This window comes from Rhodospirillales bacterium (assembly GCA_023898785.1).
Classification (GTDB): Bacteria; Pseudomonadota; Alphaproteobacteria; order Micavibrionales; family Micavibrionaceae; genus TMED27.
In genome coordinates this window covers 549,079-562,725 of the sequence record CP060239.1, presented here as the reverse complement: position 1 = coordinate 562,725, position 13,647 = coordinate 549,079, and the positions used below count along the sequence as shown (strand labels likewise).

13 protein-coding genes and 1 pseudogene are annotated in these 13,647 nt (G+C 50.1%); 7 read left to right on the top strand and 7 right to left on the bottom strand.

Annotated features, from left to right (window positions below; translation table 11 throughout):
* Positions 1-62: 62 nt before the first annotated feature.
* Positions 63-884 (bottom strand): 3-deoxy-8-phosphooctulonate synthase, encoded by an 822-nt coding sequence (gene kdsA, locus H6859_02910; protein USO06162.1) that lies wholly within the window; start codon positions 882-884, stop codon positions 63-65.
* Between the two features lie 128 nt (positions 885-1,012).
* On the opposite strand from kdsA, the gene H6859_02905 reads away from it, so the two are divergent.
* Positions 1,013-1,708: a hypothetical protein gene (locus H6859_02905; GenBank protein USO06161.1), complete on the top strand. Its 696-nt coding sequence runs from the start codon at positions 1,013-1,015 to the stop codon at positions 1,706-1,708.
* A gap of 105 nt (positions 1,709-1,813) precedes the next feature.
* On the opposite strand, the pseudogene H6859_02900 reads toward H6859_02905, so the two are convergent.
* The 5 genes and pseudogenes from H6859_02900 to H6859_02880 all read right to left on the bottom strand — a co-directional run bounded on the left by H6859_02900 (position 1,814) and on the right by H6859_02880 (position 5,276).
* Positions 1,814-2,020 (bottom strand): annotated as a pseudogene (locus tag H6859_02900) (toxin-antitoxin system HicB family antitoxin).
* Positions 2,021-2,070: 50 nt separating this feature from the next.
* Positions 2,071-2,514, bottom strand: a complete 444-nt coding sequence (locus H6859_02895; protein USO06160.1) for a putative toxin-antitoxin system toxin component, PIN family — start codon at positions 2,512-2,514, stop codon at positions 2,071-2,073.
* A 1-nt stretch (position 2,515) separates the two neighbouring features.
* Positions 2,516-4,150, bottom strand: a complete 1,635-nt coding sequence (locus tag H6859_02890) for a CTP synthase (GenBank protein ID USO06159.1) — start codon at positions 4,148-4,150, stop codon at positions 2,516-2,518.
* Between the two features lie 2 nt (positions 4,151-4,152).
* A complete protein-coding gene (gene secG, locus H6859_02885; GenBank protein ID USO06158.1) occupies positions 4,153-4,503 on the bottom strand; it encodes a preprotein translocase subunit SecG in 351 nt (116 codons plus the stop codon).
* A gap of 20 nt (positions 4,504-4,523) precedes the next feature.
* Entirely contained in the window at positions 4,524-5,276 is a 753-nt protein-coding gene (locus tag H6859_02880; GenBank protein USO06157.1) for a triose-phosphate isomerase, read from the bottom strand.
* A gap of 113 nt (positions 5,277-5,389) precedes the next feature.
* Here H6859_02880 and H6859_02875 point away from each other — a divergent pair, with 113 nt between their 5' ends.
* Positions 5,390-7,294, top strand: a complete 1,905-nt coding sequence (locus H6859_02875; protein USO06156.1) for a peptidyl-prolyl cis-trans isomerase — start codon at positions 5,390-5,392, stop codon at positions 7,292-7,294.
* Positions 7,295-7,297: 3 nt separating this feature from the next.
* A complete protein-coding gene (gene trpE / locus H6859_02870; GenBank protein ID USO06155.1) occupies positions 7,298-8,809 on the top strand; it encodes an anthranilate synthase component I in 1,512 nt (503 codons plus the stop codon).
* A 236-nt stretch (positions 8,810-9,045) separates the two neighbouring features.
* Here trpE and H6859_02865 read toward each other — a convergent pair whose 3' ends face one another.
* Positions 9,046-10,350: a divergent polysaccharide deacetylase family protein gene (locus tag H6859_02865; protein USO06154.1), complete on the bottom strand. Its 1,305-nt coding sequence runs from the start codon at positions 10,348-10,350 to the stop codon at positions 9,046-9,048.
* Between the two features lie 95 nt (positions 10,351-10,445).
* On the opposite strand from H6859_02865, the gene H6859_02860 reads away from it, so the two are divergent.
* The 4 genes from H6859_02860 to lexA all read left to right on the top strand — a co-directional run bounded on the left by H6859_02860 (position 10,446) and on the right by lexA (position 13,590).
* The gene (locus H6859_02860; protein USO06153.1) at positions 10,446-11,012 is read left to right on the top strand and encodes an aminodeoxychorismate/anthranilate synthase component II; all 567 of its coding nucleotides are present in this window, start codon (positions 10,446-10,448) and stop codon (positions 11,010-11,012) included.
* 13 nt (positions 11,013-11,025) lie between these two features.
* Positions 11,026-12,024: an anthranilate phosphoribosyltransferase gene (gene trpD, locus H6859_02855; GenBank protein USO06152.1), complete on the top strand. Its 999-nt coding sequence runs from the start codon at positions 11,026-11,028 to the stop codon at positions 12,022-12,024.
* A 3-nt stretch (positions 12,025-12,027) separates the two neighbouring features.
* Entirely contained in the window at positions 12,028-12,816 is a 789-nt protein-coding gene (trpC, locus tag H6859_02850; protein USO06151.1) for an indole-3-glycerol phosphate synthase TrpC, read from the top strand.
* A 102-nt stretch (positions 12,817-12,918) separates the two neighbouring features.
* A complete protein-coding gene (gene lexA / locus H6859_02845; GenBank protein USO06150.1) occupies positions 12,919-13,590 on the top strand; it encodes a transcriptional repressor LexA in 672 nt (223 codons plus the stop codon).
* The last annotated feature ends 57 nt before the right edge of the window (positions 13,591-13,647 follow it).

The following is a 13,647-nucleotide window of genomic DNA, read 5'->3' as shown; positions in this document are numbered from 1 at the left end:
TGTGCTCAAGCCTCCTGCTTTATTCAAAATCAACAAGGGCTTACTACCCCTACCCTTATATTCTACGCGTTTTTGGTGATTTTGTCGAGTTTCATGAGTATTTCCAGTAAACCGCGCATATCCTCTAATTTCACCATATTTGGCCCATCCGAGGGTGCATTGTCCGGGTCCTGATGCGTTTCTATAAACACTCCGGCTACGCCCACAGCCACCGCTGCGCGCGCAATCACCGGCACCATCTCCCGGTCTCCGCCAGAGGAAGCACCCTGCCCACCAGGCTGCTGAACACTATGGGTCGCATCAATAATCACCGGATACCCGGTCCGCGCCATAATCGGCAAGCCCCGCATATCCGAAACCAGCGTGTTATAGCCAAAGCTTGTCCCTCGGTCGGTCAGCAAAATCTGATCATTGCCGCTCTCGGAAATTTTCGCTGCCACATTCTTCATGTCCCACGGCGCCAGAAATTGGCCTTTTTTGACGTTAATCACCGCTCCGGTCTTCGCTGCCGTCACCAGCAAATCCGTCTGCCGACATAAAAACGCCGGAATTTGCAGCACATCAACGACCTCAGCCACATCAGCGCATTGCTCCGCCGTGTGAATGTCAGTCAGCACCGGCACGCCAAATTCTCTCTTAAGATCAGCAAACACCGGCAAAGCACCATCCAGCCCCATTCCACGCACACCATGCAAAGACGTTCGATTGGCTTTATCGAACGAGCTTTTATAAATGAAGGGGATATCGAGATTCTTGGTAATCTCAACCAATGCCCCGCACATATCGAACGCATGATCACGCGATTCCATCTGGCACGGCCCGGCAATCAGCACAAACGACCTGTCATTGGCAATTTGAAGTTTATCTACAGATACGGTTTTCATGGCTTTAGTTCTAAAACACTTCCTCACTCATGGGAAGCCCCATAAACATTTTCAATAAAACCCTTGATTTTTACATATAAATAACACTATTGTGCATTTTTTAATCAAAGAAGCGGCAAGGATTAGCAATGGCCAGAATGAAAGACATCAGAGCAGCGCAAAGAGCAGCAGCCACCGGAAACCCAACTCAAACAAAGGTTTCACCAAAAAAACTAAGCAAAGAACAAAATCAGCGACGCATTCATGGCAACCAAGGCGAAACACCCGAAATGCACCAAATCCGTAAGATCCTAAGAAAAGAACGTCAAAATTTTAACGATTACCAAGCAATCTGTAAAAAGGCGACAAGCGACCAACACTCATCAATCACAGCACAAGACATTAATAATTATACCGATGGCGCAGACATGAAATCTCATCACATTCCACCATTGAAGCACGCGCTACAAGAACTTGGCCTGTTCAAAGCGCAAACAAAACCGCAACAAGAAGGCAAAAAAACCTCAAAACAAGAAAACGGCCTCAACGGCGAGGGGATTTCAGACAATTTCTGGACAACAGTAAAAGTGGATAACACCTACCCCAATAACGGTGACATAAACCTAGATAGAATTGCAGCGGTAAGCGAGGCCTTACATACGGCTACAGGCATTCACGTAAACAAGCTGAAAACCCTGTTAGTTCAAGGTATAGAAATGACCAAAGCCTTGGAAGCAAACGCAAGCAAACACAACAACGAATCAAAAATACCAGCCATCACGGTACGCCTAAGACCAGACCAACAAGCAGCCCTGGTGGACGCATATAACACACTCGACATTTAAACCAACAGGCCCTACCCCGGCGCGGCTTCAATCGTCTTTATGTTTGAAACCGCCGGTTTCGGAATCGTGCAGCGTTTGATGCGCGGATTGAGGTTCGTCATCCCGCGCATCAAGCATTTCAAGGGCGGCCAGCCCACGTTCACGAGACCCACGCGCCGCCCGCGCCAAAAAGGACGCCTGCGCATCAAATTCCGCGATCCCCATCGTGGCCCATTCTTCAATCAACTTATTGAGGCTGATATCCCTTGATTTTGCGAGTTCTTTCAAACGGTTGGCTTTATCATCCGCCATACGAATCGTCAAAGTGGCCATAGCGCACCTCCTTTCTTTACTATCTTATGATAGCATATAAGCTATCACTGTCAATGGTTTTTTACGGATTGTTCCCGCTGCATCCGAAAATATTCCACAGGCGTAAGAATAGCGATCTCCGGCAAAACCAGATTCCCGTGGCGAAAGTCCTTTTTATTCCAGGTAATCAGCGTCTCCGCGCCCCCGGAAATCGCCAGCTCCAGCACATGATTATCCGCCTCATCGTGCAAATTTGGCCGCCAGCGGTAATACACATCCACCCAGCGGCAAATGCTGCAAAAATCATCAAAAAAATCTTCGCACTCCTGCGCATTGAAACTGCTGTCTTCGAAAAGATGAGCGCGCCCCATCAGGCTTTGATATTCGCTATAAAGCGCCTCGCTCATCAACGGCGTGATGTCGTCCAAAAAGGCCTGTTTTAATACCGCCCGGTTTACTCCGTCGCGGCGCTGTAAAGCGCCCACAAAGATATTGGTATCAAGAACCGCCTTCATCCTAAACCAAACGGCTTTGCTTGAGCGCCGCTTCGATAAAGCTGACAAACAGTGGATGCGGATCAAACGGCTTGGATTTCAGTTCAGGATGAAACTGCACCCCGACAAACCACGGATGGTCGGTCCGCTCGACAATCTCAGGCAATTCCCCATCCGGTGATAAACCGGAAAACACCAGACCCTGATCCTCTAGCTGCTCCCGATAATTGATATTCACCTCATAACGGTGACGATGACGCTCGCTAATCTCTTCACTGCCGTAAATCTCGGCTACGCGTGAACCTTCAACCAGCTTGGCCGGATAGGCCCCCAGACGCATCGTCCCGCCCAAATCGGTATCCTCGCTGCGCTGCTCCTTACCGCCCTCTTCGGTTTCCCATTCGGTCATCAGGCCGATCACATGCGTCCCGCCGTCAGACAACTCGCTCGACGTCGCATCCTCAATCCCGCATAAATTGCGCGCTGCCTCGATAATCGCCATCTGCATACCCAGACAAATCCCAAAATACGGAATATTATGCTTCCGCGCATATTCCACAGCCTTGATTTTCCCCTCCGTGCCACGCTTGCCGAAACCGCCCGGCACCAAAATACCGTGCACACCTTGCAGATGCTCCGCAAGATTTACACCGCCTTCAAAATCCTCACCCTCAATAAATTTCAGTTTAACCTTAACCTTATTGGCAACGCCGCCATGAATGAGCGCTTCATTGAGTGATTTATAACTATCCGCCAAATTGGTGTATTTCCCGACAACCGCGATTTTCACCGTACTTTCCGGCTCTTTAATCCGTCGGACAATCTGCTCCCAAATCGAAAGATCGAGATTAGCGATGTCTTTGATGCCGAAACATTCCATCACCTGATGGTCCAGCCCCTCGGCATGGTAAGACAGCGGCACTTCATAGATCGAAGAAACGTCCAGCGCCGGAATCACATTTTTCTCAGCAAGATTACAAAACAGTGCAATCTTGCGGCGCTCTTCTTGATGAATCTCACGATCCGCCCGGCACAGCAAAATATCCGGGCGAATGCCATAGCTCATAAGCTCTTTTACAGAATGTTGAGTCGGCTTTGTTTTCAACTCTCCTGCCGCTGGAATATAAGGAAGCAATGTCACATGCACATAAAGCGCGCGATCATGCCCGACCTCATTACCAAACTGGCGAATAGCCTCCAAAAACGGCAAAGATTCAATATCGCCCACCGTTCCGCCAATCTCACACAGCACAAAATCCGCCGTACCTTCTTTCTCTAAAATGAAGTCTTTGATTTCATTGGTAATATGCGGAATAACCTGAATCGTCGCACCCAGATAATCACCGCGCCGTTCTTTCCCCAGCACTTCGGTATAAACCTGCCCCGTGGTAATATTGTCATTCTTGCGCGCCGGAACGCCGGTAAAACGCTCATAATGCCCCAGATCCAGATCCGTCTCTGCCCCGTCGTCGGTCACAAACACCTCGCCATGCTGAAACGGACTCATCGTCCCCGGATCAACATTGAGATAAGGATCAAGCTTACATAAACGTACCTTATATCCCCGCGCCTGCAAAAGCGCACCAAGCGCAGCGGAGCCGAGGCCTTTTCCGAGAGAGGAAACAACGCCACCAGTAATAAAAATATATCGTGTCATGGCTAATCAGCTATTGGTACGCTCGGCGCTTCTTCAGGTTTTTGTTCTACTTCATCAAGCGGCGCCTCAATCGAAGCCGGCGTTTCACTCAAAGCATCCATCAGACTGACCTGCTGCGAAGTGCTGCGCCCAGCCAAAACGCCAAGAATAAGGCTGGTGCAAAAAAACGCCGCCGCGCAAATCGCCGTCGCGCGCGTCAGCAAGCTGGCTGTTCCTTGCGGAGTTGCAAGACCACCAAGACCGCCGCTGCCGCCGCCAATCCCCAGACCGCCCCCTTCAGAGCGCTGCAAAAGGACAAGCCCGATAATGGCCAAAGCCAAAAACAAATGTATAACGAGAAGTACGCTTTCCATGGGATTGCTTTCTAATTGATTTATGCCGCCCTTGCAATAGCCAGAAACGATTCAGCGCTTAAAGAGGCGCCGCCGATCAGCCCGCCATCGACATTTTCTGTGGATAGAAGCTCTTTCGCATTCTCCGGCTTCATCGAGCCACCATACAAAATCCGCACCTTATCGGCATTCGGCACAAGCTCTTGAAGCTGCTCACGAATAAGACCATGCATTTCTACAACATCGTCCACGCTCGCCGTTTTTCCCGTGCCGATCGCCCACACCGGCTCATAGGCAATCACAATCTCATGGAACCGGTCAACTTCAGGCACAGAAGCGCGAAGCTGCGCCGCAACGATATCCTGCGCCTGACCAGACTCACGCTGCGCCTCTGTCTCCCCCACACAAATAATCGGAATCATATCATTCTTCAATACCTGCGCAGCCTTTTGCGCCACCATCCCATTACTTTCTTGCTGATACTGCCGTCGCTCCGAATGCCCGACAATCACATAGGAACACGAAGAGTCACTTAACATGCTGGCCGAAACATCGCCCGTGTACGCACCGTTATCGTAGGTCGAACAATCCTGAGCGCCGAAGCGTAACTCCGGAAACCCGTAAATCGCATGACGAACAGCCGGAATATGCAAGAATGGAGGACAAACTAAAATATCACATTTTTTGAGAACATCTTCATCCGTCTCCAGCCGGTTTATAATATTTGCAATCAAGGCCCGTGCATTTTCCATGCTGCCATTCATCTTCCAGTTACCGGCAATCAGCTTTTTCATGAGTTTTCCATCATCCTTTTTGAATAGGGAGTTGCCCCTCCGTAAGCTCCGCCTTATAGTGCAATCCGATAAACACAAAAATCAACCTTAAGAATAATTAAAGGGTAAAAAACATGGTTATGACCGCACTACGCGATGGCGCATCCGGTGGAATTTTAAAATACTTTCTGCTCGGCCTGTTGGTTATGGCCACGGGCGGGCTTGTATTTATGGATATTGGCGGGTTTTTCCGCGGCGGTATCACCAGTTCAGATGCAGCCAAAATCGGCTCCAATGTGATACCTATCCAGCAATTTGACCGCACAGTGCGCACAACCCTCAGCCGTTTAGGCATGTCCCCGGCTCAGGCTTATCAACTGGGCTATATTAAAGAACTATTGAATGGAGAAATTCGCGCCAGCCTCATCCAGCAAAAAGCCGCCGATACAGGTATTCAGGTCAGCACACAGCAAGTCGCCGCCAATATCAAAAAACTCATCGCCCCTATGACACAACCCGGTCAAAGCCCGCAAGACGTCCTTGCTCAAATTTTGCGCGCCCAAGGCATGAGCGAAGACCAGCTCACCGCTTCTATTCGTCGTGAAATGAGCGTCAATATGCTGGGCAATGCTGTACAATCCGGCTTTCTCAAAACTTCAGAGACAATGACCCGCGATCTTGCAGCTTATGAAAACGAACAACGCAATGTTGATTATATCCTGTTCAAAGATGCCGATCTCAAAGAAATTGAACAACCCGCAGACGAACAGCTTCTAAAACTCTATGAAAGCACAAAGGAAGCCTACGCTATCCCCGAAATGCGCAAAAGCAAGCTCATCACCATTAAAATGGACACTTTGAAAGACAGCCTTGAAATTTCCGATGAAGAAATCAAAGATGTCTATGAGCGTAACATCTCTTCTTATACTCAGCCTGAAACACGCGAAATCGAACAGGTAATCCTTTCTGATGCCGATCAAGCCGAAGATATAGCCAAAAAAATTGAAGCTGGAGCCTCCCTTAAAGACGCAACAAAAGAGGTCACCGGTAACACAACTGACTACATCCCGGCTACGTCAGTAGAAAAAACCGCCCTGCTTGAAGAACTCCAAGAACCGGTTTTTACCGCAAAAGAAGGGGACCTGCTCGGCCCCATTGAAAGCGGCTTGGGTTATCACGTTGCGATGCTCATAACCATCACCCCTGCTCATACAACTTCACTTGAAACTGCAAAAAAAGACATCCGCACAGAGCTTACAGAAACCCGCCTGCTCGATGCACAATATGATCTGGCAGCCAGCCTCGATGATTATCTGGCTGCTAGCGAACCCATCGAAACGATCAAGGAAAATTTGAGCGTTGAAATTAAGGACCTGCCCGCCACCAATCGGTTTGGCATTGGTGAAAACGACAAGAGCGCCTTCAACGAAGAATTCGGCCCCGATGCGCAAAATATGGTCTCGATTTTATTTGAACTCGGCGAAGGGGAAGCCTCTCCCGTGACAGAATTAACAGATGGTCGTATGAGCGCCCTGTTGGTTGAAAACATCACCGAAAAATCATACAAGCCCTTCGAAGACCAAAAAAAAGCGCTCAAAAAACGCTGGATCGACGACTCCCGCCGCGTTCAAAATAAAATGCATACACTTAAATTACTCACCACAGCCCAGGGTGACGGCACATCCATCAAGGATCTTGCCAAAGCTAAAGGCCGCACATTGAGCAGCGCCAAAGACCTTAAACGCGCCAGCGAAATCGAACAGCCGCTAACCAAAGCCGCCCTTGGCCAGATCTTCGAAGCAAAGCAAAATGAACTCTTTGCTCTCGATCTTGATGAAGGCGCGGCAATCATGGTCGTAACAAACACCACCATTCCGGAAAAGCTCAAAGACGAAGAGCTAAAGGCTGCACAAAACACACACCTGCAAGAAATGCAAAACGAAGCCTATACGCTTTACATTAATAGCTTGCGTAAAAAATACGGTGTACGTGTCAATGAAAAACTCCTCCAGATGGTTTACGCCCCGCAGGACAATTAATAAATGAACCAAAGCCAACCCGCACTAAGCGAGTTTGAGCACCACTTCACAGCTGGACGCTCTCAACTTCTCACCCATGAACTCCCCGGCGACTTGGAAACGCCTGTAGGCACATATCTAAAACTCTGTATGGATGCCCCCTATTCCTTTTTGCTGGAATCGGTCGAAGGCGGCAACGTACTGGGACGTTACTCCATCATCGGCATGGCCCCTGACTTGCTATGGTCATGCAAAAAAGGAAGCATTGAAATCAAGAACGCCAACGGCGCGCCCATTAAAGACGATGCCCCCGATGCACTGGCCTCACTACGCGCACAGGTTCAGGCTTGCCATATTGATGAAATCCCCGATGGTTTACCCCCCATGGCCGCATCCGGCCTGTTCGGCTATATCGGCTATGACATGATCCGTCTGATCGAGGATATTCCAGACAACAACCCTGACGATCTGCAAATCCCCGACAGCGTCCTTATGCGCCCGTCCATACTGGTGATTTTTGATAATGTGAAGCAAATCATCATCCTGGTCACACCCGTTTATGAACATGCAAACAACACAGACAAAGACGCCCGGACAATTTATAAGCAAGCCGCAAAGCGTCTGAATCAAACAATCGAGCAAATCTTTACATACGTCGATCGCAACCGCCTCAAATCCAGATCAAACATTGAAACGCCTCTGGATGTGCAATCCAACATGACTCGTGAAGAGTATCACGATGCCGTGCGCAAAGCGGTGAACTACACATTTGAAGGCGATATTTTTCAGGTCGTCCCCAGCCAACGCTTTTCCACCGATTTCGACCTGCCGTCTTTCGAGCTTTATCGCTCCCTGCGCCGGGTAAACCCCTCGCCTTTTATGTTCCATGTAGCCCTTGGCGATTTCCAGCTTGTCGGCGCCAGCCCCGAAATTCTCGTACGTGTACGCGATAACGAAATCACTATCCGCCCCATCGCCGGCACCCGCAAACGGGGCAAAGATACCACGGAAGATAAGGCATTGGCTGAAGAGCTCCTCGCCGATACCAAAGAACGATCCGAACATTTGATGCTGCTTGATCTGGGCCGCAATGATGTGGGGCGCGTCGCCGAATTTGGCAGCGTCAAAGTCACCGACTCATTCTTCGTTGAACTCTACTCCCACGTCATGCATATCGTCTCCAACGTCACCGGAAAGCTGCGCAAAGATCTCGATATTGTCGACGCTATGTTTGCAGGCTTCCCCGCCGGAACCGTCAGCGGCGCACCCAAAGTTCGCGCCATGGAAATCATCGACGAACTGGAAGTCAGCCGCCGGGGTTTTTACGCAGGCGGCGTTGGTTATCTATCCGGCAACGGCATGCTTGATACCTGCATCGCCCTGCGCACAGCGCTTGTTAAGGATGGAAAGCTATACGTACAAGCCGGGGGAGGCGTCGTCGCCGACAGCGACCCGGAATTCGAATATCAGGAAACCGTCAATAAATCCCGTGCCATTATCCACGCCGCCGAACTAGCCTTAGAAAATGCGAAGTAAGAAGCCGCCGTCATTGCGAGCGTAGCGAAGCAATCCAGAAAGGAAGATTCGTAGATACCCCCGGGTAAACCCGGGGTACTACTCGGCTATGGCCCTTCTGGCCGGTCCGGCTACTCCTTACGGCATCCCTTGCTTCAGTCGCAGCCGGAAAATTGCATTCACCCCCGACTAAAGTCGGGGAACTCTGCTTAACCAGTAGATTGCTTCGTCGGCAACGCCTCCTCGCAATGACATATCTATGGGGTTTGCCCCAGCATTTTTTTGAGAATAGCCTCACGTGCCTGCGCACTGTTAGGATCATCATCAGGAACAGCCTGATTCTTAACGACCTCCTCCTCATGCTCAATCTCAACAGCACCCCTTTTAACCACCATCTTTTGAGCCGGTTTTTCAATAACGTTCTTTTTCTTAAACACATCCTCACCCGCAGCAGGCTCCGTATTACTCAGCGCCCATAATGCAACTTTATCTTGCGCATCTGCAGAAATAGCCACCTGCTCTTGTCCCTTCGGACGCTCCACCAATCGTCCGGCATGCACAATCTCAAATCCGCGCGCCTGCACATCAGGAAGCCACGCCCGAAGCCCTTCAATCGTCACATCCTTAGGGTGACCAATCGCAATCGCATAACCCTTCTTTGCTGCAATCTCTTCAGTCTTACGCAAAGCCCCGCGTACAAATTCCGGCGTTTCTTCATGATCAAGAAAAACATCGCGCACAGCCGTGGGAAGGCCATTTTGCCGCGAAACATCCGCCGCCACCGACGCGCCAATCGTCTTTGAATCAATAAAATAAAGCCCGCGCTCACGAACGCTTTCCATCACCCAGTCCATCAACTCAGGATTTTGCGTCACCTTACTCCCCATATGGTTATTAAGCCCGACATACCCGTCAAAACTTTCAAACGCGGCCTTCATATTCTCCTTCACAACCAACTCATCCATATCGGTTTTAATCGCAATCGGCCCCAAACTCACAGGATTGCTTATCGCCTGCATTGGCATATGGATCATCAATTCATGCCCTTTTACTTGCGCTTGCGCAGTAATTCCTGATAATTCCGACGCATACGGCAAAAACGCTAAAGTCAGCGGCGCATCCAGATCAATCGCCTCAAAACTGTTTTTTCGATTCACCCCCATATCATCAATGATAATCGCGATTTTCGGTTTACCCGTAACCACCAGCGGCTCATAATTCGGCGCATTTTTTTCGATCTTCGGCTGCGGTGCATCCGTATAGATCTCCTCAACAAATTCCTCAGCCATAACATCTAGCGCAGGTGGACCATAAGTCTCCGCCGGCACACCATATGCCGCCACAATGCCTTCAAATTCATCCGCCCCCAGCTCCGTCTCTACGCCAGACTGCGGGCCGAAATCAGAATAATGCAAAGAGGTCTTAAAACTCGCAGGCTCGGCAACCTGAGCACCATCCTTTTTTACAGGCCAAACATTCATCATCAGATGAACAATCAGCATCAAAATAACGGCAATAAGCGTAAACAGAACAGTTCCGCGCGGGTTTGCATAGCGTTTCATAGCGCAATAATATCCATATTTTCAAAGCTTAACAACCATCGTCAAACAATATTAGCCCTTGCATTCACAGGCCTGTTTACGCCATAAATGCCTCCATGCTTACTCTCATCGATAATTACGACAGCTTTACCTACAATCTCGTGCAATATCTCGGGGATTTAGGTGTGGAAACACAAGTCCACCGCAACGATCAAATCAGTGTTGACGAAGTTCTGGCCAAGAAACCAGCCGGGCTTATGATTTCCCCCGGTCCGAGCGATCCTGACCATGCTGGTATTTGCCTTGATCTTGTTAAAGCCGCCGCAGAAAAAGAAATACCCCTGATCGGCGTGTGCCTCGGCCACCAAACCATAGGTCAGGCCTTTGGCGGAAAAATCGTCAAAACCAGCCCCCTTCACGGTAAAATTTCACAAATCACTCATGAGGAAAAAAGCCTCTTTGCTGGCCTGCCCTCGCCGATTGAAGTCACGCGCTATCACTCACTGATTATCGAACGCGAAAGCCTGCCGGAATGTCTCGAAATCACCGCCAAAACCGAAGACGGCATCATTATGGGCGTCATGCATAAAACCCTGCCGATCAACGGCGTCCAGTTTCATCCCGAAAGCATAGCCACCGAGCATGGGCACGCCATGCTGAAAAACTTCATCGCATTGCTATAAAGGATACATCATCATGGATTTTTACGATGGCAAAACACCGCTAAGCGAAAACCAAATGATCGAGGCCATGAACCAGATCATGAGCGGAGAAGTCTCGGATAAAGCCCTCTCTACTTTCCTTGTCAATATGGCCGATCGCGGCGAAACCGTCGAAGAGCTCACCGGCGCCGCCCGCGTCATGCGCGAAAAAGCGGTCCACATCAAAGCCCCATACGGCAGCGTTGATTGCTGCGGCACCGGCGGCGATAAATCCGGCACATACAACATTTCCACCGCCGTTGCCCTCGTCGCCGCCAGCTGCGGCGTATGCATAGCCAAGCACGGTAACCGCGCCGCCAGTTCCAAATCTGGCGCTGCCGACGTCCTCGAAGTCCTTGGTGTTAACCTCGATATTTCCCAGGAACGCCTCGAAGAGGCCCTCGAAACCATTCATTTCGGCTTTCTCATGGCCCCCAACCACCACAAAGCTATGAAACATGTCATGCCCGTACGCAAAGTGCTGGGACGGCGCACCATTTTCAATCTGCTCGGCCCCCTTTCCAACCCCGCAGATACACGCCACCAACTCCTCGGAGTCTTTGATAAACGCTGGGTCAGCCCCATTGCTGAAACCTTGCAAAAACTTGGCACCAGGCGCGCCTGGGTTGTCCACGGACAGGACGGTCTTGATGAAATCACCACAACCGGCCCCACCCACATCGCCATGCTGGATGCAGAAGGCCATATCGAGGAAACCACGCTCACGCCGGAAGATTTTGGCCTCGGAACAGCCCAACCGGAAAAACTGCTGGGGGGCAGCGCCAAAGAAAATGCTCAAGCCTTGCGTGCTGTTCTGGAAGGACAAAAATGTGCCTATCGCGATATAGTACTGGCCAACACCGCCGCTGTACTGGTAATCGCTGAAAAAACCACAGACCTAAAAAGCGGCGTTCGAATGGCTGTCGATGCCATCGACAGCGGTCTGGCCATGCAGACTCTCAAAGACTATATCGCATTTTCGAGGGGAACCTGAAACATGAGCGTCCTCCACGAAATTTGTAAAAAAAAGCGCGCTCATGTTGAAAAACAAAAAAACGCACATCCCTTAAATGAAATTAAAAACCGCATCGCAGATCAATCTCCACCGCGCGGTTTTATCGATCGCATCAAGACGGTAAATGCAGCCGGAATCGCGCTGATCACCGAGGTTAAAAAAGCCTCGCCCAGCAAAGGACTAATCCGCGCCGATTTTGACCCGGCGAGTATCGCCAAAATCTATGAGGACAATGGAGCCGCCTGCGTCTCTGTGCTTACCGATGAACCGTATTTTCAAGGCACTGATGCACATTTCATCTCTGCACGCACCGCAATTGAATTGCCAATGATCCGCAAGGATTTCATGATTGATCCATATCAGATTTATGAATCGCGGGCTTTGGGCGCTGATTGCATCTTGCTGATCATGGCCGCGCTAGATGATTCTCTGGCCGCAGAGCTTTACGGGCTAGCCACAGATCTCGGCATGGACGTACTCGTCGAAATCCATGATGCCGAAGAACTCGAGCGTGCGCTCACGCTTAACCCCGCCATGATCGGCATCAATAACCGTAACCTCAAAACCCTAAGCGTCGATGTTCAAACTTCTTTTAATCTGGTAAGTGATATCCCTGAAAACTGCGTCAAAATCGCTGAAAGCGGCCTGTCCGATCACAATACACTTACAAAACTCAAAACCGCTGGTTTCAGCGGTTTCCTCGTCGGTGAAAGCCTGATGCGTCAGGACGACATCAGAAGCGCCGTCAAAAAACTTCGCACAGCTATTTGACACAGATCAAGAACTAAAGTAGAACAAAAAGCGTATATCTGCGTAATATCTTGTCATGAACCTGCCCGCGCGCAGAAATTACATTGGAAGAGGAAAAAGACCATGCTTACAAAAAAACAACGCGATTTGTTGCTTTTTATTCACCAACGACTCAGTGTTGATGACGTCCCCCCCTCCTTTGAAGAAATGAAAGAGGCGTTAGGGTTGAAATCTAAATCCGGCATCCACCGCCTGATCAGCGGACTGGAAGAACGCGGCTATATCGAGCGCATGCCGCACCGTGCCCGCGCACTGGAAATCAAAAAACTCCCCGATGGCATAAAAAATACAGGACGGGAAACACACGATGCGACAAATGCAATTACGCAAATGTCAACCGCCAACCAAGAATTCGATCAAGTCCCGCTCTATGGCAAAATCGCCGCCGGAACGCCCATCGCCGCCATTCGCAATGAAGGCGAATTTTTACAAATCCCCTCCGGATTTGCCGGCAACGGCGAGCTTTACGCCCTGACCATTGAAGGCGACTCGATGATCAACGCCGGCATCAACGATTCCGATATTGTGATTATTCAACGCTGCGATACAGCCGAAAACGGCGCCATCATCGTCGCCCTCATCGATGATGAAGAAGCCACGCTTAAACGCCTGCGTCGCGCCGGGGGCAAGATCGTGCTAGAGCCCGAAAACGATGCCTATGAACCAAGAATACTTGAGCCGGAACGGGTCAAAGTTCAGGGGCGGCTCGTCAGCCTGATGCGCTCATATCATTGAAAACCCGCCCATAACGCTACTGCAAAACAGACTGGTTAATCCTGTTTTAACAGCTAA